Below are 20,649 nucleotides of genomic sequence, written 5' to 3'. Positions count from 1 at the left end.
CCGGCGTTCCGCCGCAGCCGGGTGGGGATTCCCGTTGAGAGAGTTGGCATGATCGGCCTCGTGATCGTCACGCACGGGCGCTTGGCCGAGGAATTCGTCTTCGCCATGGAGCATGTGGTGGGCCCGCAGACCGCGGTCGCCGCCATCTGCATCGGGCCGGAGGACGACATGGAAAAGCGTCGCCAGGACATCCTGGCGGCCTGCGGAAGCGTGGACGCCGGCGATGGTGTCATCCTGCTCACCGACATGTTCGGCGGCACGCCCTCCAACCTGGCCATCTCCGTCATGGAGCAGACCAAGGCCGAGGTGATCGCCGGCCTGAACCTGCCGATGCTGATCAAGCTGGCCAGCGTACGCACCAAGCTGTCGCTGCAGGACTGTGTGGCCCACGCCCAGGAGGCCGGCCGCAAGTACATCTCCGTCGCCTCCTACGTGCTGGCCGGCGAGAAATGACGACGAGCCGCTCGGTCGAGATCGTCAACAAGCGGGGCCTGCACGCGCGGGCCTCGGCCAAGTTCGTCAGGATGGCCTCGACCTTCGACGCCGAGGTGACGGTTTCGAAGGACGGCTCCACGGTGGACGCCCGCTCCATCATGGGCCTCATGATGCTCGCCGCCGGCCCCGGCTGCTGCATCGAGATCCAGGCCGAGGGCGCCGAGGCTGGACCGGCTCTCGAAGCCCTGGCCAAACTCGTCGCCAACCGCTTCGACGAGGATGAGTAGGTCTTGAAGCCTGGCGTTCTGGCGAAGCCAGAAGAAGAATGTCCACGAACCACACGAACCACACGAACGGGTTCAGAGGGCGAGGCGCTCAATGCGGGCCTTTGGCATGGCGCCGAAGTTCACGAGCAGACCTAGGCGCATTCCGGACGCCTTCAGGTAGTTCAGGACCTGCGCCCGATGCTCGGGCGCGAATTCGCGCAGGGCTTTGATCTCAACGATGATGGTGTTGAAGCAGACGAAGTCCGGGACATAGGTCTGCCTCAGCGCCTGGCCCTTGTAGGTCAGGCTCAACGGCCGCGAAGCGGCGAAGGGTATTCCACGGGCTTCGAACTCGATACTCAGCGCCTCCTGGTACACGGCTTCAAGGAAACCGGCGCCAAGCTCTCGATTGACCTCGAAGATCGCGCCTTGGATCCGAAACACCTCGTCCGGATAGAGCACCCGTTCGTGTGGTTCGTGTGGTTCGTGGACCATTCTTCTTAGCACGCAGCTTCACCCGAATGGCCAAGCTAGCTCGCGTTCAGTCCTAGGTCTTCAGCTTGTAGCCGGTCTTGAAGATCCAGGTGATGGCCGCCAGGCAGAGCAGCATGAAGCCGAAGGTGGCCGCCAGGCTGACGCCGACGCTGACGTCGGACTTGTCGTAGAAGGCCCAGCGGAAGCCGGAGACCAGATAGACCACCGGGTTGAACAGGGTGATCTTCTGCCAGATCGGCGGCAGCATGCTGATGGAATAGAAGCTGCCGCCCAGGAAGGTCAGCGGCGTGACGATCATCATCGGCACGATCTGCATCTTCTCCCAGCCATCGGCCCAGATGCCGATGACGAAGCCGAACAGGCAGAAGGTCACCGCCGTGAGCGCCAGGAAGGCGATCATCACGAAGGGGTGGGCGATGGTGAAGGGCACGAAGAGCCGCGCCGTGGCCAGGATGATGAGACCCAGGATCACCGACTTGGTGGCCGCGGCCCCCACATAGCCGATGACGATCTCCACCGGGGAGATCGGCGCCGACAGCACCTCGTAGATCGTGCCCGACCACTTGGGCATGTAGATGCCGAAGGACGCGTTCGAGATGCTCTCGGTGAGGATCGACAGCATGATCAGGCCCGGCACGATGAAGGCGCCGTAGCTGATGCCGTCGATCTCCGTCATCCGCGAGCCGATCGCCGAGCCGAAGACGATGAAATACAGCGAGGTGGAGATCACCGGCGAGGCGATGGACTGCAGCACCGTGCGCCAGGTGCGGGCCAGCTCGAAATGATAGATGGCGCGGATCGCATGGAGGTTCATCGCGGGGTCCTCACCAGGCTGACGAAGATTTCCTCAAGCGAGCTCTGGCTGGTCTGGAGGTCCTTGAAATCGATGCCATGCTTTGCGAGCCGGCGCAGGAGGTCGGCGATGCCGGTCTCCTGGCTCTGGGTGTCGAAGGTGTAGACCAGCTCGGCGCCGTCGGCCGACAGCTCCAGCGGTTCGCCCGCCAGCTCCTTGGGCAGGGCGGTGAGCGGTTCCTGCAGGTGCAGGGTCAGCTGCTTCTTGCCGAGCTTCCGCATGAGGACGTCCTTGTCCTCCACCAGGATCAGCTGGCCTGCGCTGATCACCCCGATCCGGTCGGCCATCTCCTCGGCCTCCTCGATATAGTGGGTGGTGAGGATGATGGTGACGCCGCTGTCGCGCAGGCCCCGGACCATCTCCCACATGTCGCGGCGCAGCTCGACATCGACCCCCGCCGAGGGCTCGTCGAGGAACAGGATCTGCGGCTCGTGGCTCAGCGCCTTGGCGATCATCACGCGGCGCTTCATGCCCCCCGACAGGGCCATGATCTTCTCAGCCTTCTTGTCCCACAGGGAGAGCTGGCGAAGGATCTTCTCGATATAGGCGGGGTTGGGCGCCTTGCCGAACAGGCCGCGGCTGAACTTCACCGTGTCCCAGACGCTTTCGAAGGCGTCGGTGGAAAGCTCCTGCGGCACCAGGCCGATCTTGCCACGGGCGGCGCGGTAGTCGGCGACGATGTCATGGCCATCGGCCAGGACCTGGCCCGAGCCCGGATTGACGATGCCGCAGATGATGCTGATCAGCGTCGTCTTGCCGGCGCCGTTGGGGCCCAGCAGCGCGAAGATCTCGCCCTTGCGGATATCCAGGTCGATCGACTTCAGGGCCTGGAAGCCCCCGGCATAGGTCTTGGAGAGACCTCTCACGGATATGATCGGCTGCACGCGGGCTCCGGGGTCATCGGGGGTCCCGCAGATATGCGGGGGGGGGGGGGGTCAAGCTAGTCCGCAGGACGAATAAGGGGCGCCCAGGCCGACATCGGCCAAGCTTTAATCGCTCAGGCGCCGGTTTCTGTCAGCAGCCGCGAAAGGGCCCTGGGCGCCATGGCGACATAGCTCTGGCGCACCCAGCCCTTCAGGGTGTCGAGCTCCGCCAGGATGTCATCTTCAGGACCAAAGTGCGCGATGGCCCATCTGTTCTCCCGGTACCAGGGTGAACCTTGCCGCATGAACGGGAGGTCCTGGACCATCTCGTAGGAGATCGGCAGCTTGACGGTGAGCGTCAGGGCGTCTGGCGCTTGCGCCTTGTCGCCGAAGACGGCGAAGCCCTTGCCCCGCACCCGCAGGTAGCGGGTCTCGCCCCATCCCGGCGCCAGGTCTGTCTCCGGCAGGCTCAAGGCGTAGGCGGTGAGTGCGGCTTCGGCCTGTTGGTGCGGCGTGGGCATGGCCTGAAACTACCACCGCCCACGCCTTTGCGAAGCGTCTAGGCGCCGACGCCCATGGTCATGGGGCGCAGGCCCAGGTCGGCCATCAGGGCCGCGTCGGTGTCCTTGTCCGGGTTGGCGGTGGTCAGCAGGCGCCCGCCGATGAACATGGAATTGGCGCCGGCCAGGAAGCACAGGGCCTGCAGCTCCCGGCTCATATGCTCGCGGCCGGCCGACAGGCGCACCACGGTCTTGGGGCAGAGGATGCGGGCCACGGCGATCATGCGGACGAACTCGATGCCGTCCACCGGCGTGGAGTCCCCCAGCGGCGTGCCCGGAATGGGCATCAGGTCGTTGATCGGCAGCGAGTCGGGATGGGCCGGCAGGGTGGCGAGCGTATGCAGCAGGCCCGCGCGGTCGCGGCGGGTCTCACCCATGCCGACGATACCGCCGCAGCAGGTGCTCATCCCCACCGAGCGCACGGCCTCCAGCGTGTCGAGGCGGTCCTGGTAGGTGCGGGTGGTGACCACCTTGTCGTAGTAGTCGGGGCCGGTATCGAGGTTGTGGTTGTAGTAGTCGAGGCCGGCGTCCTTCAGGGACTGGGCCTGGTCTCGGGTCAGCATGCCGAGCGTCGCGCAGGTCTCCAGGCCCAGCGCCTTCACGCCGGCGATCATCTCGGCCACCTTGGGCACATCGCGGTCCTTCAGGTCGCGCCAGGCCGCGCCCATGCAGAAACGCTGCGCCCCGCCGGCCTTGGCCTCGGCAGCCGCGGCGATCACGGTGTCGGCGTCCAGCAGCTTGGATGCGGTGGTCGCGGTCTTGAAGTGCTGGGACTGGCTGCAATAGCCGCAGTTCTCGGGACAGCCGCCGGTCTTCACCGACAGCAGCTGGGAGAGCTGGACCTCGGTGGGGTCAAACCACATGCGGTGGACTTGCGCCGCGCGGAACACCAGGTCCATGAACGGCAGCTCGAACAGCGCTTCCACCTCCTCCAGGGACCAATCGTGCCGCGGTTGCGTTTCATCAAGGACGGCGTGGAAGGGGGCGTTCATGGTGCACTCCTCGTATGGGCGCCCATTCTGAATCGGGCGGCAGGAGCATCTAGCGCATGGGCGCCGACGAGATCGAGTTGAAGTTCCTCTGCGAGCCGCAGGATGTGACGGCCCTGCTGGCCGCCGCCCCGCCGGGGCTGGAGGAAACCAAGCAGTTCACGGCCGTCTATTTCGACACGCCGGACGGCCACCTGCAGGCCGCCCACGTCTCGTTGCGCCTGCGGGAGAGCAGCGGCAAACGCGTCCAGACCCTGAAGCGTGGCGACGGTTTCGCCCGCGAGGAGCACGAGGCCAAGGTCGCCGGCGACGCCCTGAACCTGACCATGCCGGCGGTGAAGGCGGCCCTCAAGCCCGCCCAGCGCAAGGCCCTGGAGCCGGTCTTCACCGTTCGCGTCACTCGCCAGCAGCGGACCTTCACCTATGCGGGGGCGCAGATCGAGTTGGCCCTCGACCAGGGGGACATCACCACGGGCGACAAGCGCAGCACCCTGTGCGAACTGGAGCTTGAGTTGAAGTCGGGCGACCCGGCGGCGCTCTTCGCCCTGGCGCGTCAACTCTCGGTGACCGCGCCGCTCTATCTTTCCTTCGACGGCAAGGCCTCGCAGGGCCAGGCCCTTCGCGCCGGGACGGAACGCGAACCCCGACGGCACGACAAGGCGCCCCTGCGCCGGGGCGGGACGGCGGGCGAGGCCTTCCAGACCATCGCCCGCAACGCCCTGGTCCAGATCGCCGCCAATGGCCTGGTGCTGCGGGAGGCCGAGAGCCAGGACGCCCTGCACCAGCTCCGCGTCGCCGTGCGCCGGCTGCGCAGCGCCATGAGCACCTTCAAGGCCGTGGTTGACGATCCGAGGGTGGCCGACCTGAAGGCCGAACTGAAATGGCTGTCGGGCGCCTGCGACGAGGCCCGCGACCTGGACGTCTTCGCCCAGGACAATCTGGAGATCGCCGGCGACCGGACCCCGCTGGCCCCCAAGATCGCCGCCGCCCGCGCCCAGGCCCATGCCAAGACGGCCGCCGCCGTGGCCTCCAAACGCTTCCGCGACCTGGTGCTGGAGACCACCGCCTGGGTGGAGACCGGCGCCTGGCGGAGCGCGGAGCGCGGCCGCCGCTCGGCCCGGGACTTCGCCGCCAAGGCTCTGGACCGCCGCTGGAAGAAGCTGCTGAAGCTGGGTCACGACCTGCGGGCCCTGGACGACGCGGGCCGCCACACCGCCCGGATCGCGGCCAAGAAGCTGCGCTATGCCGCCGAGGCCTTCGCCCCCCTGTTCACGGCGCAGCCCGGCCGCCGGTACATCAAGAAGCTGAAGGCGTTGCAGGACACCCTGGGCGACCTCAATGACGCCGCCGTGGCCAAGACCCTGGTGGCCAGGCTGGCCACCGATGACTCCGACGCTGCGCGCGACCTGATCTCGGCGCGCGACGCCAAGCGGCCAAAGGCCCTGAAGACCGCGGCCAGACAGATGAAGGCCCTGACCGAGGCCAAGCCTTTCTGGCGGTGACCGCGGCATATAAAGATATCTTTATATCACGGTTGCAGGCTTGCCCGTGCGCGGCTATAGAGCCCGCAATTGCATTCGCGCCGACAGGAAGCCCTGATGACCGACTATGTCGTGAAAGACATCACCCTCGCCGACTTCGGTCGCAAGGAAATCGAGATCGCCGAAACCGAAATGCCGGGCCTGATGGCCGTGCGCGCCGAGTTCGGCAAGGCCCAGCCGCTGAAGGGCGCCCGCATCGCCGGCTCCCTGCACATGACCATCCAGACCGCCGTGCTCATCCAGACCCTGGAAGCCCTGGGCGCGGAAGTCCGCTGGGCCTCGTGCAACATCTTCTCCACCCAGGACCACGCCGCCGCCGCCATCGCCGCGGCCGGCACCCCGGTCTTCGCCATCAAGGGCGAGAACCTGGTGGAGTACTGGGAATACGCCCACCGCATCTTCGAGTGGCATGACGGCGGCTACCCGAACCTGATCCTCGACGACGGCGGCGACGCCACCCTGCTCTGCGTGCTCGGCCCCAAGGCCGAGCAGGACATCAGTGTCCTGGCCAACCCGCAGAACGAGGAAGAAGAAGCCCTGTTCGCCGTGATGAAGCGGTACCTGAAGGAGAAGCCCGGCTTCTATTCGGGCATCCGCGACGCCTGCAAGGGCGTGTCGGAAGAGACCACCACGGGCGTCCACCGCCTGTACCAGATGTCGGAACGCGGCGAGCTGCCGTTCCCCGCCATCAACGTCAATGACAGCGTCACCAAGTCCAAGTTCGACAACCTCTATGGCTGCCGTGAGAGCCTGGTGGACGCCATCCGCCGCGGCACCGACGTCATGCTCTCGGGCAAGGTCGCCGTGGTCCTGGGTTATGGCGACGTGGGCAAGGGCTCGGCCGCTTCGCTGCGCAACGGCGGCGCCCGCGTCATCGTCACCGAGATCGACCCGATCTGCGCCCTGCAGGCGGCCATGGAGGGCTACGAAGTCCAGACCATGGAAGACATCGCCGACAAGGCCGACATCTTCGTCACCGCGACCGGCAACAAGGACGTCCTGACCGTCGATCACATGCGGCGGATGAAGAACAACGCCATCGTCTGCAACATCGGCCACTTCGACAGCGAAATTCAGGTCGCTGGCCTGAAGAACTTCAAGTGGGACAAGATCAAGGACCAGGTCCACCACGTCGAGTTCCCGGACGGCAAGAAGATCATCCTGCTGTCGGAAGGCCGCCTGGTGAACCTGGGCAACGCCACCGGCCACCCCAGCTTCGTGATGAGCGCCTCCTTCACCAACCAGACGCTCGCCCAACTTGAGCTCTGGACCAATGGCGCCAAGTACGAAACCAAGGTCTACACCCTGCCCAAGCACCTCGACGAGAAGGTGGCCATGCTCCACCTGGGCAAGCTCGGCGCCAAGCTGACCACGCTCTCCAAGGACCAGGCCGACTATATCGGCGTGCCCGAGGCCGGCCCGTTCAAGCCCGATCACTACCGCTACTAGGTTCCAGCCTTCGTCATCCCCGGCGCCGGCGATTCTCCAGTCCGCCGAGCCCCCCAAGCGCCGGGGATGACGTTTTATTTGTTGAGCTAGCGCCGCCCTGTGGGCTCGGCTAACAAGCCTGCCATGCCGCTAGCGCTCGTCATCTCCAGTCATGTCGCCGCCAGCCGTGTCGGCGGGACCGCCCAGGCCCAGGCCCTGGCGCCCTTCCGCATCGACACCATGGTGGTGCCCACCGTCCTCTATGGCCGCCACCCCGGCTGGGGCGCCCCCGGCGGGGCCTCGGTTCCGGTGGAAGCCATCGAAGGCATGCTGGACGGCATCGAGGCCAATGGCCTGTTCGCCCAGACTGACCTGGTGCTCACCGGCTATTTCGCCTCCGCCGCCCAGGTTCGCGCCGCCGCCCGCGCCATCGACGCCGTGCGGGCCGCCCCGCGCGAGACCGGCGTCCGCAAGCCCATCATCATCGTTGATCCCACCATCGGCGACGCCGGCAAGGGGCTCTATGTCGCAGCCGACGTGGCCGACGCGGTGATCGGCGAGCTGGTCCCCCGCGCCGACATCGTCGCCCCCAACGCCTGGGAGCTGCAGCGCATGACCGGGGCCGAGACCCGAGACCCGACCCAGGCCCTGCACGCCGCCCGCCTGCTGGGCCGCCCGGTGATGGTGTCGTCGGTGCAGCGCGGCGGCGAGATCGGGGTGATCTATGCCGACAAGAAAGAAGCCTGGCTGGCCGCCCACCCTCGCGCCGATAGCGCCCCAAAGGGCACCGGCGACCTGCTGTCGGCCTTGTTCGGCGCGGCCCTCATCGATGGGCTGACGACCTCCTACGCCCTGGCCCGCGCCGTCGGCGGGGTGGCCGAGACCATCAGCGCCGCCCAGATCTGGAACGTCGCCGAACTGCCCGTCGTGGCCATGGCCCAGAGACTGAAGGCCGCGTCGCCGACGGTGCGCATGGAGCGGCTGATCTGACCGAGATCTTCGGAACCTGCGCGCCCACCTTCTACGCGGTCCGGGAGGCCTTCGAGGCCAACTTCGCCAGGGGCCAGGAGCTGGGCGCGCGTTTCTCCCTGGTCCGCAAGGGCGAGGTTCTGGTCGATCTCTGGGCCGGGTTCGCCGACCGTCAGCGCAGGCGGCCCTTCAGCGACACGACGCTCACCACCATTTTCTCCAGCACCAAGGCCATCGCGGCCCTGCTGATCGCCCGGCTGGTGGACGCCGGTAAGCTGGACTACGGCCAGACCGTCGCCAGTGTCTGGCCCGAGTTCGCCGCGAACGGCAAGGCCGCCATCACCGTCGAGCAGGCCATGAGCCATCAGGCGGGGCTTTCGGGGTTCCCAGATCCCATGGAGCCGTCCCTGTGGTTCGACTGGGACGCCATTTGCACCAAGCTGGCGGCCATGGCGCCCCTGTGGCCGCCCGGAACCGCCAGCGGCTATCACCCGGTGACCTTCGGCTATATCGCCGGCGAGATCTTCCGCCGGGTGGACGGCCGGACCATGGGAACCGCCCTGCGCGAGGACCTCGCCGTCCCCTTCGGACTGGACCTGTGGATCGGCCTGCCGGACGCCGAGCACGGCCGGGCCGCCGACATGCAGCGCCCCAGCGGCCCGGCGAAGTTCGGGGAGATCAACGAGGCTACCCGGGCGGCCTTCCTCACCCCCTGGTCCTCCGTCGGCGGGCGCGGCCAGGCCGAGTGGCGGCGCACGGAGATCCCCTCGGCCAACGGCCACGCCACGGCCCTGGCGCTCGCCCGCCTGTTCGGGGCCCTGGCCAATGACGGCTGGCTGGATGGGGAGGTCATCCTGTCGCCGGCCCTGATCGCCGAGGCGTCCCGCGAGCGTATCGGTGGCCAGGACCTGGTCCTGCCCTTCGAGATGAGCTGGGGGGCGGGCTTCATGCGCAACGCCCCGGTGAAGGTCTGGGGGCCCGGGGAGCAGACCTTCGGCCACTCCGGCTGGGGCGGCTCCTGCGTGTTCGCCGATCCGCAGACGGGTCTGGCCGGCGCCTATGTGATGAACCGCCAGTCCGCCGACCTGATCGGCGACCACCGCCCCAAGGCGCTGATCGAGGCGGCCTACGGGTCCTTATAACGCCGCTCGCCCCGGCGCAGGCCCGGCCCCCAGTTTCACCTCCGACCCTGGGTGAGGATTCCCATGTTCGTGTGGTTCGTGTGGTTCGTGGACAAGCTGATGGGCCTCGACGCCGTGAGGTCTTCAAGAATTTGAACCACGAACCACACGAACGGGCGGGCCAACTACGAGCGCCCGGCATGCATTGGGTCCCGGCCTTGACGGCTTCGCGCCGCCGCTTCGCGGTCGCCGGGAGGCGCGGTGGAGCGGCTAAGCCACCACTGGGCTAGGCAGGGCGCGGCTCCGGCGCCAGGCGCCGAAGGTGAAGACCGCCGCACCGCCCCAGATGAAGATGAAGGAGATCGCGCGCAGGGGGGTGAAGGCCTCGCCCTGGGTCACGCCGATCACGAAGGCGATGGTGGGACCGATGAACTGCAGGAACCCCATGAACGACAGGGGGATGCGACGGGCCGCCCAGGCGAACAGCACCAGGGGCACCGCCGTGATCGGCCCCGAGGCGATCAGCCAGGCGACGGTGGCGGGGCTGGCCAGGAAGTGGCCGTCGCCCTGGCCTTCCAGCCACAGCACGAAGAAGAAGCTGGGGATGGCCAGCAGCAGGCACTCGATGAACAGGCCGGTCTGGGCGTCGGCCGCCACCTGCTTGCGCACCACGCCATAGCCGCCGAAGGAGAAGGCCAGGGCCAGGGAGACCAGGGGGAGATGCCCCAGCGCCACGGCCTGGATGATCACGCCCACCACCGCGAGCACGATGGCGGCCACCCCGATGCGGTCCATGCGCTCGCGGAACAGCAGGGTTCCCGCGGCCATGTTGATCAGGGGGGTGATGTAGTAGCCGAGGCTGGACTCCAGCACCCGGCCGGAATTGACCGCCCAGATGAAGACCATCCAGTTCACGGCGATCAGCCCGGCCGACAGGGCCAGCCAGGCCAGCACCTTGGGCTGGCGGAAGACCCCCACCACCTGGGCCCACTGGCTGGCGAGCAGCACAAAGATCAGGGCCGTCGGCGCGCCCCAGATTGTGCGGTGGGCGAGGGTCTCCCAGGGGCCGACCCCGAGCTGGCCGATGGCCTGGAAGGCCAGGGGCACGAACCCCCAGATGAAGTAGCAGAGGATCCCGGCCCCCAGCGCCGTGCGGTCGATCGAGGCGGGCTGGGTCACGGGCGGAGCTTTCGAAGCGTCAGCGTCTAGCGGGTTTCCTACCTAGGCGCCGCTCGGCCTACGGCAAGAGCCATTCGCGCAACCCCTCGCGGAGTCCGGACCGGCAATCTCGTGTCACCTCCTCTCCCACTTGTGGGAGAGGGTAGGGTGAGGGCTCTTTCTGACGTCTGTTGTTGCTCGCAGGCCGAGACGCGCAGCCTTGCTGCGCGCCCCCTCACCCTACCCTCTCCCCCAAAAGGGGAGAGGAGAAGAGGCGCCTTAAGCGCTGGCGATGGCCTTGGTCTTGATCAGGCCGCGCTCGTGCAGGAGCTGAGCGATCTGGACCGCGTTGAGGGCCGCGCCCTTGCGCAGGTTGTCAGCCACGACCCACAGGTTCAGGCCGTGCTCGACGGTGGGGTCGTTGCGGATGCGGCTGACATAGACCGGGAACTCGCCCTGGGCTTCCTTGGGGGTCATGTAGCCCTGGTCGTTGCGGCTATCGATGACGATCAGGCCAGGGCTCTCGCGCAGCAGGTCGCGGGCCTCGTCCTCGTCCAGGTGCTCGTGGAACTCGATGTTCACCGCTTCGGAGTGCCCCACCATGACCGGCACCCGCACGCAGGTGACCGTCAACTTGATGGCCGGGTCGATCATCTTGTGGGTCTCGTTCCACATCTTCTGCTCTTCGTCGGTGTAGCCGTCGTCCTGGAAGGCGCCGATGAAGGGGATGACGTTGAAGGCGATCTGCTTGGGGAACTTCTTCGGCGGGGTGGCCCCCAGCACGAAGACGTTCTTGGTCTGGTCGAACAGCTCGTCCATGCCTTCCTTGCCGGCCCCGGAGACCGACTGGTAGGTCGAGACCACCACCCGCTTGATCTTGGCCCGGTCATGCAGCGGCTTGAGCGCCACCACCAGCTGGGCGGTCGAGCAGTTGGGGTTGGCGATGATGTTCTTCTTGTGCGCCCAGAGCACGTCGTCGGGGTTCACCTCCGGCACCACCAGGGGCACGTCGGGGTCCATGCGGAAGGCCGAGGAATTGTCGATCACGATGGGACCGGCGGCGCCGATCTTCGGCGACCATTCCTTGGAGAAGGCGCCCGACACGCTCATCAGCACCACATCGACGGTGGAGAAGTCGAACTGCTCCACGTCCTGGCACTTTATGATCTTGTCGCCGAAGGACACCTCGACGCCAATGGAGCGGCGGCTGGCGATGGCGTGAATCTTGTCAATGGGGAATTGAACCTCCTCAAGGATGTTCAACATTTCGCGGCCCACATTACCCGTGGCGCCGACGACGGCTACGCGGTAGCCCATCGGGGTCTCTCCTCATCTCAAAGCGGAGCGTTCCGTTACGCTCCTGGCGTTGAAATCGCAAGGCGAGCGCCCCGATTGATCCTCAGGAGGACCCCATGACCCAGGAAACCGGAATGCCCTTCGCCAATCTCATGGGGGTGGAGATCGTCGAGCGCGCCAAGGACAAGGTGGTGGGCCGGCTGCTGGTGCGGCCCGACCTCTGCACGGCCGGAAACATCCTGCATGGCGGCGCCTTCATGGCCTTCGCCGATGCGCTCGGAGCCATCGGCGGCCACCTGAACCTCGTCCCCGGCTCACGCACCACGACCATCGAGAGCAAGACCAACTTCCTCGGCGCGGCCCGGGAGGGGACCACCGTGACCGGCGAGGCCACGCCCCTGCACATCGGCCGTTCGTCCAGCGTCTGGCAGACGCGGATCACCGGCGAGGACGGCCGGCTGGTGGGCCTGGTGATCCAGACCCAGATGACCGTGCCGGTTCCAGCGAAGACGGCGACCTAACCCTTCTTCGGGCCGACGCGGGCGAGCCCCGGACCGCGCCAGGTCAGGTCTCGCCGGCCATCGCCAGGATCGCCTTCCATTCGGCGGGCTCGACGGGGCAGACCGACAGGCGGAACTGCTTGAACATCTTCATGTCGGCGAGCTTCGGGTCAGCCTTCATCTGGGCCAGGGTGACGGGCTGTTTCAGCGCGCGGACGGGAGCGACCTCCACGGCGACGAAGCGCCCGGCCGGGTCGCTGGGGTCGAGGAAGGCCTCGCGCACCACCCTGGCGATCCCCACCACCTCCAGCCCCTTCTGGGAGTGATAGAAGAAGGCCTCGTCGCCCACCTTCATGGCCTTCAGATAGAGGGCCGCCTGGTTGTTGCGGACACCGTCCCAGACCGTCTTGCCGTCGCGGACCAGGTCCTCATAGCTGAACGTCTCGGGCTCGGACTTCATCAGCCAGTGGGCCATCTGCGCATTCCCTTGCCGTGTGCTCCCGATATCGCCGTCCAAGGCGGCGCTTGGCAAGGCGCATCCGGGGCGGGCCTTCACGCGTAGCTCCGGCATGATCGATCGCCGCTTCCTGCTCGCCGCCGGCCTGGCCGCCCTGCCCGGTCTCGCCTTCGCCGCCGCCCCGGCCAACCGCCGCCTGGTGTTCAAGGTCCTGCGCAACGGGACACAGATCGGCGAACACCAGATGAGCTTCGCGGGCGACCCGGCCTCACCCACGGTCACCACCGATGTCCGCATGACCGTGAAGCTGGGGCCCGTCCCCGTGTTCCGCTATCGCCATCACGCCGTCGAGCGGTGGACCGGCGGCCGCTTCGTGAGCCTGGAGACCACCACCGACTCCAATGGCAAGGCCGAGCGCGTCTCGGCGCGGCGCACGGACGGCGGCGTGGTCATCGAGACCGTCAAGGGCCGGACGAGCGGCTCGGCTGGCCTGCGCCCCTTCACCCACTGGAACCCGGAGGTCCTGTCAGGCCCCCTGTTCAATCCGCAGGGCGGGAAGATCCTGAAGGTCACCGCCCGGCGCGTCGGCGCCAACCACTGGGCGGTGCGTGGCGAGGCGGAGATCGACAACTGGTACGACGAAGCCGGCGTCTGGACGGCCCTGAAGGGCAAGCTCGAGGACGGCTCGCGCATCGAGTACCGGCGCGCCTGATCGCCGGACGCGGGAGCCCTCTTTCCGGCGGCGCATGATCCTGTAGGTTGAGTCACGCCGCCAGGGGGACACGCTTGCCGATTATCCGCGCCGCGCTGGGCCTTGTCCTGACGCTGAGTCTGGCGCCGCCCGGCGCCTCGGCCGCACCAACGGCCGCGACCTCCGTTTCCAGTCCGCTTCCCCAGGACCCGGCCCTGCGCCGAGGCGTCCTGCCCAATGGCCTGCGCTACGCAGTGATGCGCAACGCCGCGCCCGTGGGCGCGGTCTCGCTGCGCCTCCACATCGATGTCGGCAGCCGCGAGGAGACCGAGGCCGAGCTTGGGGCAGCCCACTTCGTCGAGCACATGGCCTTCCGCAGCGCCCGCCGCTTCCAGGACGGCGAGCTGGAGCGGGCCTTGGCCCTGGTGGGGGTCGGCGCGGGCCGCGACCACAACGCCGACACCTCGGTGGCCTCGACCTCCTATCGGCTCGACCTGACCGACCCGGCCCCCGCCAACCTGGACCTGGCCTTCAGGTGGCTGCGCGACGTCGCCGACGGCGTGACCTTCAAGCCGGCCGACGTGGATCGCGAGCGCGGCGTCGTGCTGGCGGAGAAAGAGGCCCGGGATGGACCGGGCGACCTGGTGCGCGACCAGGTCACCGCCTTCGTCGCGCCCCGGCTGCGGAGCACCAGCCGACGGCCTATCGGCACGGAGGCCAGCCTGCGGGCCATGGCGCCCCAGACCCTGGAGGCCTTCCACGCCCGCTGGTACCGGCCGGAGAACGCCTGGGTGGTGATGGTTGGCGACATGGCGCCCGAGGCCATGGAAGCCGAGATCGCCAGGGCCTTTGGAAGCTGGACCGGGAAAGGGGTGAAACCAGTCCGGGCGACCCTGGGCGAAGTCGATGGCGGCCGCGGCCTCGAGGCCCTGGTGATCGCCACGCCGCAGGTCGCGAGTGGACTGTCGGCCTGCCGGGTGCAGCCGGGCTCCCCCGTCACCACCACGGACGCCGCGAGCCTGCGCCGCAATAGCCTGAGGGCGGTCTGGCAGTCGGCCCTGAACGCCCGCCTGACCCAGTTGACCAACGGCTCGAAGACCCTGCTGAGCGCCAGCATTTCGGTGGTGGACCTGGACGGCGGCCAGGCGGCCTGCCTCAGCCTTGCCCCCAACGCCGAGGCCTGGGAAGCGGCGCTGGCGGCGACCCAGGACGAGCTGCGCCGCTTCGAGCGCGACGGGCCCACCGAGCTCGAAATCGACCAGGCCATCGCCCGCGTCCGCAATACCATCCGGTCTGACCTGGTCGCGGCCCCGACGAGGCTCTCCTCGACCCTCGCCACCGGCCTGGTCCAAGCCCTGGCCGGAGGCTGGACGGTGATGGAGCCGCGGGCCTCCCTGCGGGCCTTCAACCTCGCGGTGGAGACGGTGGCCCCCGCCGACGTCAAGGCCGCTTTCACCAGTGACTGGTCCGGCTCGGGACCGTTCGTGACCGTCACCGCGCCCGAGCCCCCGACCCGCGAGGCGGTGATCGCGGCGTGGCGACGGGGCGAGGCCGGGGCGGGGCCCGCGAGGTACGCCGATGTCCCGGTGGCGCAGTGGGCCTATGGCCCGCTCGGCGCGCCGGGCAAGATCGCACGGCAGGAACGGCTGGCGGCCGGCGTCACACGCGTAACCTTCCGCAACGGGGTGATCCTGAACCTGAAGAAGACCGGTTTCGCCAACGACACCATCGCCCTGCGCCTCTGGTTCGGGGCCGGGCGCGGCGCGGTGGCGGCCAAGGACTTCGACGCCGCCAGTTCGGCCACCGGCGTCTTCGCCTACGGCGCGCTGGCGCGTCACAGCTACGAGGAACTGCGGGGAATCTTCGGGGACAACGCCCTGGAATTCGAGCTGAACCTCACCCCCTACGCATTCCAGCTTGAGCATGCCGTGTCCGACGAGACCCTGGGCCCGCGCCTGCGCCTGCTGGTCGCCTATATGAGCGACCCCGGCTTCCGCGACACTCTGGACGCCAAGTTCGGCACCGAGATCGACAACAGTTTCCGCGACCGCCAGACAGACCTTTGGGGCCTGCTGCGCGAGGCGGTGATCGACACCGTGGCGCCGGGCCTGCCCCTGGGCGCCCCGGACCGGGCGGCGCTGGAACGCCTCACCTCCAAGGACCTCGCCGCCGTCCTGAAGCCGGCGGTCACCGGCGACCCGATCATGATCACCCTGGTGGGGGACGTCGATGAAGCCGCCGCCATCGACCTGGTGGCCCGGACCTTTGGCGCCCTCCCGGCGCGGAGGTCGGCGCCCAGGCCGCGCCCGGACACCTTCTCCCTGAGTTTCCCCAAGGTTCCGCCGCCGCAGATCGCGACCACACACCAGGGCTCGCCGGACAAGGGCGCCGTCGCGGTGATCTGGCCGCTCTATGTGGCCGTCCCGGCCCGCCGCAAGGAGGAGGACGCTCTCAAGCTGCTGGCGGAGGTCTTCAGCGACGCGCTGCGCCACGAAGTCCGCGAGCGCCTGGGCAAGGCCTATTCCCCGATGATCTTCGCCTCGACCCCCGACTATGTCGACCAGGGCGAGCTGGACGCCCTGGTGGAGACCCATCCCGCCGACCTTGAGGCTGTGCGCGACGAGATCCGCGCCGTGGCCGCCCGGCTGGCGGCGGGCGAGATCACCTCGCAGATGCTGGAGGCGGCCCGCACCCCCATGCTGTCGGGGGCCCGCGCCAGCGCCGCCACCAACGACTGGTGGGCCGACGCCCTGGCCGGCTCCGCCCAGCACGAGGCGTGGCTGCAGGACGCGATCCACGAGGAAGACCGCATCGGCGGCGTCACCCTCGCCCAGGTCAAGGCCGCCGCCGCGGCCTGGCTGACCCAAGAGCCGATCGTAGCGATGATCCGCCCAGCCCAGCGCGCAGACGGAGGCGCAAGATGACCCGACACCTGATAGGCGGCGTGGCCGCCCTGACCCTGCTGGCCGCCGCGCCCACGGCATGGGCCGCGCCGAAGGACTGCTTTACCGACGCGAAGGACGAGGCCGGCTACCTGTCCATGGAGGCGGGCTGCGCCAGGATGGCGGCGGAGGCCACAGACGACCTGACGAAGAAGCGGGCCAATGTCGGCCGGGCCTACGCCCTGTTCTTCCTGCAGCGATACGAGGAGTCGCTGAAGGCGTCCGACGGCGCCCTGGCCCTGGACCCCGAGGACTCCGACGCCCTGCTCGTCCGCGCCCGCACCCTGCGTCTCCTCAACCGCACCGACGAGGCCCTGGCCGCCGCCACCCTGGCGGTCGAGGCCGATGCGGAGGATGCCAATGCCTGGTCCCTGCGCGGCCAGATCTGGCATGGCGGCAAGGACGACCCCGTCAAGGCTCGGGCCGATTACGACAAGGCGATCGCCCTCGATCCCAAGAATGGCCTGACCTACTACCACCGCTCCGAATTGACGGACGACGCGGCCGTGGCCTTGCTGGACCTGGACAAGGCGGCCGCACTGGAGCCCGGCGACGCCGATATCCACGCTGCCCGTGCGAACGCGTTGCGCGACCTGGGTCGGCCGAAGGAGGCGCTGGCGGAATACGATACCGCCCTTCGCCTGGACCCCAGCTATCAGGCCGCCCTCATCTCGCGGGTGTATGCCAAGCTGGACCTCGGCGACGTGAAGGGCGCCGCTAGGGACGCCGACCGGGCCGTCGCCCTTGATCCCGGTAGTGCCTACGCGGTCGCCGTCCAGGGCTATGTTCTTGAGGCCGAAGAGCGCCTGGAAGAGGCCGCCGCCCGTTATGAGACCGCGTCCAAGCTGGCGCCCAAGGACGCCAGCCTTCGTCTGGGCGTGGCCCGCGTGCGCCGCAGCCTCGGCCAGTACGATCAAGCCCTCGCCGCCCTGGACACAGCGGAAGCCCTGGACGCCAAGAGCCCGTTGGTTCCACACCAGCGGGCCCTGGTCTGGCGCGACCGAGGCGATTTCGCCAAGGCCGTCGCCCAGTACGACATCGCCATCAGCCGCGATCCCAGCGCCGGGAACTATCATATGCGGGGCCTGGCCCTGGCCGAGCTCAAGAACCACAAGGCCGCCCTGGCGGACTTCACCAAGGCCGTCGAGCTTGATCCTCGCAACGTCGATTCCCTGACCTCCCGGGGCGTCGAGGAGGGCGAACTGGGCATGCTCGAGGCCCAGGCCAAGAGCTACGACCAGGCCCTGGCCCTGGATCCCGGCAACCTGAACGCCCTGGTGGCGCGGGCCGACGCCCAGATCGCCAGGGACGACCTGGCCGCCGCCGCCGCGACCTACGAACTCGCGCTAAAGAGCCACCCCCGCGAGCCGAACCTCTGGTTCTGGCTCAGCGAAACCCGCCGCGACCTCGGGGACCCGGCCGAGGCCCTGAAGGCGGCCGACCGGGGCCTGCAACTCGATCCCAAGTCGCAGCTGGGCCTGAGAGACCGGGCCACCGCCCTTGAGCAGCTGGGCCGGCCCGCCGAGGTGATCAAGGCCACCACCACCGGCATCGCGCTCTACCCCAAGGACGAGGCGTTCCTCTTCCTGCGGGCCGGCGCCCTTATCGCCAAGGGCGATCTGGCGGGCGCCCGCAGGGACCTTGACCTCTATCTGCAGCTCGCGCCCAAGGCGTCAGGCGCTCTCACCCGGCGGGGCGAGGTGCATCGCGCGGAGGCGCGTTACGACCTGGCTCGCGCCGACTTCGACCAGGCGATCGCGCTGCAGCCGGACGCCGTCCGCACCCTCTATGACCGTGGCCTGCTTTCGATGGACGAGGAGCGCTACGACCGGGCGATCAAGGACTTCAACCAGGCCCTGGCCCTCCTCCCCGGCGACCCTGACATCCTGGCGGAGAAGGCCGAGACCTATCGACGGATGGACGACAACCTGCTGGCCGTGGAGACCGCCGATATGGCCATCAAGGCCAATCCCAAGCTGGCCTTCGCCTGGCATGTCCGCAGCCTGGCCAAGCAGGAGCTGGGCGACGCCGCCGGGGCCGCCGCCGACCTGGCCCAGGCCAAGCGCCTGGACCCGACGATCAAGTAGGGTTCGTCAGAGGGCGGCCAGCACCGCGTCGCCCATCTGGACGGTGGTGAGCGCGCCGCCCAGATCCCGCGTGCGGGCGCCGGTCTCCAGCGCCTTGTTGACGGCGGCAAAAAGGGTGTCGGCCAGGTCGGTGCGGTCCAGCGACCAGCGCAGGGCCATCTCGAAGGACAGGATCGCGGCCAGCGGATTGGCAAGGCACTGGCCGGCGATATCCGGCGCCGAGCCGTGGATCGGCTCATAGAGGCCGGGCTTGCCCGCCACGCCCAACGCCGCCGACGGCAGCATGCCGAGCGAGCCGGTGAGCTGGGCCGAGATGTCCGACAGGATGTCGCCGAACAGGTTGTCGGTGACCATGACGTCGAACTGCTTGGGGTTCTTGACGATCTGCATGGCGGCGTTGTCGGCCAGGATGTGCTCCAGCTCCACGTCGGCATAGTCGCGGGCGTGCAGGTCGGTGACCACCTGGCGCCACAGCAGGCCTGAATCCATCACGTTGGACTTCTCCGCCGAGGTCACCTTGTTGCGGCGGCCGCGGGCCAGTTCGAAGGCCACGCGGGCGACCCGCTCGATCTCGGCGGTGGTGTAGACCTGGGTGTCGACGGCGCGCTTGCCGCCGCCGGGCAGGTCCTCGATGAAGCGCGGGCTGCCGAAATAGATGCCGCCGGTCAGCTCGCGGACGATCATGAAGTCCAGGCCCTCGACCACCTCGCGCTTGAGGCTGGAGGCGTCGGCGAGCGGCTGGAAGCAGAGGGCCGGGCGCAGGTTGGCGAACACCTCCATGCCGGCGCGAAGGGCCAGCAGGCCGGCCTCGGGACGCTTGTCGCGGGGAACGCCCGCCCACTGCGGGCCGCCGACCGCGCCCATCAGCACGGCGCGGGACGCCTTGGCGGTGGCGAGCGCCTCGTCGGTGAGCGGGGTCCCGTGGGCGTCATAGCTCGCGCCGCCGAACAGCCGCTCCTCGACCTTCAGGTCGGGGGCGAGCGCGCTCACCACGCGCCGCACCTGGGCGGTGACTTCGGGTCCGATGCCGTCGCCCGGCAGGAGGAGGAGGTCGGTCATGTCGGAAGCCTTGGAGAGAACCTAAAGCGCGCGCTCGGAAGCGGTCTCGTAGGCGAAGAGCCTGCGGTCGCCAACACCGAACTGGGGCCAGGACGCCCGCCAGGTCGCCATATGCGGCTTCTGGAAGTGAGCCTCGATGGCGGCCTGGTCGCGCCAGGCTTCGTACACTCGGATCAGGCCGGGATCGGCCACGTCCTGGGCATAGGAATATTCCAGGCAGCCGTCCTCGGCGCGGCTGGCGGCCAGCATCGCCAGCATGTGCGGGCGGAAGGCATCCAGGTTCTCCGGCGGGACGCGGACCGTCCCGGCGATGATGACGGTCACGCCCGTTCCAGCCAGGGCTCGGAGAGGGCCCGCTTGCTCTCATAGACGTCGATGTCGGTGGCGGCGGTTAGGGTCTCGCCGATGGCGTCCAGCCCCTGCAGCATCTTGGCCTTGCGCTGCGGGTCGATCTGGAAGCTGAAGGCCGCCCCCGAGGGCGAGACCACGGTCTGAGCCTCGAGATCGACGGTGACCACGTGGTTGCCGCCCTTGGCCTCCTCCATGAGGGCCTGGACCTCCTCGGGCTTCAACACCACGGGCAGCAGGCCGTTCTGGAAGCAGTTGTTGTAGAAGATGTCGGCGAAGGAGGTGGAGATCACACAGCTGATCCCGAAATCCAGCAGGGCCCAGGGCGCGTGCTCGCGGCTCGACCCGCAGCCGAAATTGTCGCCCGCCACCAGGACGCCGACGCCTTTGTACTCCGGGCGGTTCAACACGAAGTCGGTCTTTTCCACCCCCTGCTCGTCGAAGCGGAAGTCGTAGAACAACCCGCGGCCCAGGCCCTCGCGTTCCACGGTCTTGAGGAACTGCTTGGGGATGATCTGGTCGGTGTCGATATTGGCCATGGTCAGGGGCGCCATGCGCGCATCGAGCTTGGTGAAGGCTTTCATCTGAAAC

General features: G+C 68.3%; 21 protein-coding genes. 10 read left to right on the top strand and 11 right to left on the bottom strand.

Going from position 1 to position 20,649, the window contains the following annotated elements; all coding sequences use genetic code 11:
• Positions 1-48: 48 nt before the first annotated feature.
• Both OCL97_RS06930 and OCL97_RS06925 read left to right on the top strand, forming a co-directional pair.
• On the top strand, positions 49-453 hold the full coding sequence (locus OCL97_RS06930; protein WP_304698226.1) for a PTS sugar transporter subunit IIA: 405 nt from the start codon (positions 49-51) through the stop codon (positions 451-453).
• Positions 450-722: an HPr family phosphocarrier protein gene (locus OCL97_RS06925; protein WP_304698227.1), complete on the top strand. Its 273-nt coding sequence runs from the start codon at positions 450-452 to the stop codon at positions 720-722. Before OCL97_RS06930 ends, OCL97_RS06925 begins: the two co-directional genes overlap by 4 nt.
• A gap of 72 nt (positions 723-794) precedes the next feature.
• On the opposite strand, the gene OCL97_RS06920 is transcribed toward OCL97_RS06925, so the two are convergent.
• From OCL97_RS06920 to bioB, 5 genes are all read right to left on the bottom strand, one after another.
• Entirely contained in the window at positions 795-1,163 is a 369-nt protein-coding gene (locus OCL97_RS06920; protein WP_377368807.1) for a GxxExxY protein, read from the bottom strand.
• A gap of 85 nt (positions 1,164-1,248) precedes the next feature.
• On the bottom strand, positions 1,249-2,010 hold the full coding sequence (locus OCL97_RS06915) for an ABC transporter permease (RefSeq protein WP_377368805.1): 762 nt from the start codon (positions 2,008-2,010) through the stop codon (positions 1,249-1,251).
• Complete coding sequence (locus OCL97_RS06910) at positions 2,007-2,966, bottom strand: ABC transporter ATP-binding protein (protein WP_377368839.1); 960 nt, start codon at positions 2,964-2,966, stop codon at positions 2,007-2,009. The genes OCL97_RS06915 and OCL97_RS06910 overlap by 4 nt, the downstream gene beginning before the upstream one ends.
• 80 nt (positions 2,967-3,046) lie before the next feature.
• Positions 3,047-3,433: an MmcQ/YjbR family DNA-binding protein gene (locus tag OCL97_RS06905; protein WP_377368803.1), complete on the bottom strand. Its 387-nt coding sequence runs from the start codon at positions 3,431-3,433 to the stop codon at positions 3,047-3,049.
• 38 nt (positions 3,434-3,471) lie between these two features.
• Positions 3,472-4,464: a biotin synthase BioB gene (bioB, locus tag OCL97_RS06900; RefSeq protein ID WP_370690214.1), complete on the bottom strand. Its 993-nt coding sequence runs from the start codon at positions 4,462-4,464 to the stop codon at positions 3,472-3,474.
• Positions 4,465-4,520: 56 nt separating this feature from the next.
• On the opposite strand from bioB, the gene OCL97_RS06895 reads away from it, so the two are divergent.
• The 4 genes from OCL97_RS06895 (at position 4,521) to OCL97_RS06880 (ending at position 9,541) form a co-directional block, all read left to right on the top strand.
• The gene (locus OCL97_RS06895) at positions 4,521-5,963 is read left to right on the top strand and encodes a CYTH and CHAD domain-containing protein (RefSeq protein ID WP_377368801.1); all 1,443 of its coding nucleotides are present in this window, start codon (positions 4,521-4,523) and stop codon (positions 5,961-5,963) included.
• Positions 5,964-6,059: 96 nt separating this feature from the next.
• Positions 6,060-7,451: an adenosylhomocysteinase gene (ahcY, locus tag OCL97_RS06890; protein WP_305336614.1), complete on the top strand. Its 1,392-nt coding sequence runs from the start codon at positions 6,060-6,062 to the stop codon at positions 7,449-7,451.
• 123 nt (positions 7,452-7,574) lie between these two features.
• Positions 7,575-8,420 (top strand): bifunctional hydroxymethylpyrimidine kinase/phosphomethylpyrimidine kinase, encoded by an 846-nt coding sequence (locus tag OCL97_RS06885; RefSeq protein ID WP_377368799.1) that lies wholly within the window; start codon positions 7,575-7,577, stop codon positions 8,418-8,420.
• The gene (locus OCL97_RS06880) at positions 8,417-9,541 is read left to right on the top strand and encodes a serine hydrolase domain-containing protein (protein ID WP_377368837.1); all 1,125 of its coding nucleotides are present in this window, start codon (positions 8,417-8,419) and stop codon (positions 9,539-9,541) included. The genes OCL97_RS06885 and OCL97_RS06880 overlap by 4 nt, the downstream gene beginning before the upstream one ends.
• A gap of 249 nt (positions 9,542-9,790) precedes the next feature.
• Here the strand turns inward: OCL97_RS06880 and rarD are convergent, their stop codons facing one another.
• The gene (gene rarD / locus OCL97_RS06875; protein WP_377368797.1) at positions 9,791-10,699 is read right to left on the bottom strand and encodes an EamA family transporter RarD; all 909 of its coding nucleotides are present in this window, start codon (positions 10,697-10,699) and stop codon (positions 9,791-9,793) included.
• 258 nt (positions 10,700-10,957) lie between these two features.
• On the bottom strand, positions 10,958-11,995 hold the full coding sequence (locus tag OCL97_RS06870) for an aspartate-semialdehyde dehydrogenase (RefSeq protein WP_377368795.1): 1,038 nt from the start codon (positions 11,993-11,995) through the stop codon (positions 10,958-10,960).
• 95 nt (positions 11,996-12,090) lie between these two features.
• Here OCL97_RS06870 and OCL97_RS06865 point away from each other — a divergent pair, with 95 nt between their 5' ends.
• Positions 12,091-12,495 carry a PaaI family thioesterase gene (locus OCL97_RS06865; RefSeq protein ID WP_377368793.1) on the top strand — a complete coding sequence of 135 codons (405 nt, stop codon included), beginning with the start codon at positions 12,091-12,093 and terminating at the stop codon, positions 12,493-12,495.
• Positions 12,496-12,538: 43 nt separating this feature from the next.
• Here the strand turns inward: OCL97_RS06865 and OCL97_RS06860 are convergent, their stop codons facing one another.
• The gene (locus OCL97_RS06860; protein ID WP_377368791.1) at positions 12,539-12,949 is read right to left on the bottom strand and encodes an EVE domain-containing protein; all 411 of its coding nucleotides are present in this window, start codon (positions 12,947-12,949) and stop codon (positions 12,539-12,541) included.
• 94 nt (positions 12,950-13,043) lie between these two features.
• Here OCL97_RS06860 and OCL97_RS06855 point away from each other — a divergent pair, with 94 nt between their 5' ends.
• The 3 genes from OCL97_RS06855 to OCL97_RS06845 all read left to right on the top strand — a co-directional run bounded on the left by OCL97_RS06855 (position 13,044) and on the right by OCL97_RS06845 (position 18,651).
• The gene (locus tag OCL97_RS06855; RefSeq protein WP_377368789.1) at positions 13,044-13,643 is read left to right on the top strand and encodes a DUF6134 family protein; all 600 of its coding nucleotides are present in this window, start codon (positions 13,044-13,046) and stop codon (positions 13,641-13,643) included.
• A 74-nt stretch (positions 13,644-13,717) separates the two neighbouring features.
• Positions 13,718-16,546, top strand: a complete 2,829-nt coding sequence (locus OCL97_RS06850) for a M16 family metallopeptidase (RefSeq protein ID WP_377368787.1) — start codon at positions 13,718-13,720, stop codon at positions 16,544-16,546.
• The gene (locus OCL97_RS06845; protein ID WP_377368785.1) at positions 16,543-18,651 is read left to right on the top strand and encodes a tetratricopeptide repeat protein; all 2,109 of its coding nucleotides are present in this window, start codon (positions 16,543-16,545) and stop codon (positions 18,649-18,651) included. The genes OCL97_RS06850 and OCL97_RS06845 overlap by 4 nt, the downstream gene beginning before the upstream one ends.
• Positions 18,652-18,657: 6 nt before the next feature.
• On the opposite strand, the gene leuB is transcribed toward OCL97_RS06845, so the two are convergent.
• Genes leuB through leuD form a run of 3 tightly spaced genes read right to left on the bottom strand, consistent with a single transcriptional unit; the run spans position 18,658 to position 20,642 of the window.
• On the bottom strand, positions 18,658-19,710 hold the full coding sequence (gene leuB / locus OCL97_RS06840) for a 3-isopropylmalate dehydrogenase (RefSeq protein WP_377368783.1): 1,053 nt from the start codon (positions 19,708-19,710) through the stop codon (positions 18,658-18,660).
• A gap of 21 nt (positions 19,711-19,731) precedes the next feature.
• Complete coding sequence (locus OCL97_RS06835) at positions 19,732-20,034, bottom strand: putative quinol monooxygenase (protein ID WP_377368781.1); 303 nt, start codon at positions 20,032-20,034, stop codon at positions 19,732-19,734.
• A complete protein-coding gene (leuD, locus tag OCL97_RS06830; protein WP_377368779.1) occupies positions 20,031-20,642 on the bottom strand; it encodes a 3-isopropylmalate dehydratase small subunit in 612 nt (203 codons plus the stop codon). The genes OCL97_RS06835 and leuD overlap by 4 nt, the downstream gene beginning before the upstream one ends.
• Positions 20,643-20,649: the final 7 nt, after the last annotated feature.

The organism is Phenylobacterium ferrooxidans, assembly GCF_042714595.1.
GTDB classification, from domain to species: Bacteria; Pseudomonadota; Alphaproteobacteria; order Caulobacterales; family Caulobacteraceae; genus Phenylobacterium; species Phenylobacterium ferrooxidans.
Note: the sequence above shows the minus strand (reverse complement) of the source record. Positions and strands in the feature narration are given on the sequence as shown.

Bases quoted from the DNA above. Each gene is read 5' to 3' on its own strand.
- OCL97_RS06930 (WP_304698226.1), top strand. From the start codon at position 49: ATGATCGGCCTCGTGATCGTCACGCACGGGCGCTTGGCCGAGGAATTC.
- OCL97_RS06925 (WP_304698227.1), top strand. From the start codon at position 450: ATGACGACGAGCCGCTCGGTCGAGATCGTCAACAAGCGGGGCCTGCAC.
- OCL97_RS06915 (WP_377368805.1), bottom strand. From the start codon at position 2,010: ATGAACCTCCATGCGATCCGCGCCATCTATCATTTCGAGCTGGCCCGC.
- OCL97_RS06905 (WP_377368803.1), bottom strand. From the start codon at position 3,433: ATGCCCACGCCGCACCAACAGGCCGAAGCCGCACTCACCGCCTACGCC.
- bioB (WP_370690214.1), bottom strand. From the start codon at position 4,464: ATGAACGCCCCCTTCCACGCCGTCCTTGATGAAACGCAACCGCGGCAC.
- OCL97_RS06895 (WP_377368801.1), top strand. From the start codon at position 4,521: ATGGGCGCCGACGAGATCGAGTTGAAGTTCCTCTGCGAGCCGCAGGAT.
- ahcY (WP_305336614.1), top strand. From the start codon at position 6,060: ATGACCGACTATGTCGTGAAAGACATCACCCTCGCCGACTTCGGTCGC.
- OCL97_RS06885 (WP_377368799.1), top strand. From the start codon at position 7,575: ATGCCGCTAGCGCTCGTCATCTCCAGTCATGTCGCCGCCAGCCGTGTC.
- OCL97_RS06870 (WP_377368795.1), bottom strand. From the start codon at position 11,995: ATGGGCTACCGCGTAGCCGTCGTCGGCGCCACGGGTAATGTGGGCCGC.
- OCL97_RS06865 (WP_377368793.1), top strand. From the start codon at position 12,091: ATGACCCAGGAAACCGGAATGCCCTTCGCCAATCTCATGGGGGTGGAG.
- OCL97_RS06860 (WP_377368791.1), bottom strand. From the start codon at position 12,949: ATGGCCCACTGGCTGATGAAGTCCGAGCCCGAGACGTTCAGCTATGAG.
- OCL97_RS06855 (WP_377368789.1), top strand. From the start codon at position 13,044: ATGATCGATCGCCGCTTCCTGCTCGCCGCCGGCCTGGCCGCCCTGCCC.
- OCL97_RS06845 (WP_377368785.1), top strand. From the start codon at position 16,543: ATGACCCGACACCTGATAGGCGGCGTGGCCGCCCTGACCCTGCTGGCC.
- leuB (WP_377368783.1), bottom strand. From the start codon at position 19,710: ATGACCGACCTCCTCCTCCTGCCGGGCGACGGCATCGGACCCGAAGTC.
- leuD (WP_377368779.1), bottom strand. From the start codon at position 20,642: ATGAAAGCCTTCACCAAGCTCGATGCGCGCATGGCGCCCCTGACCATG.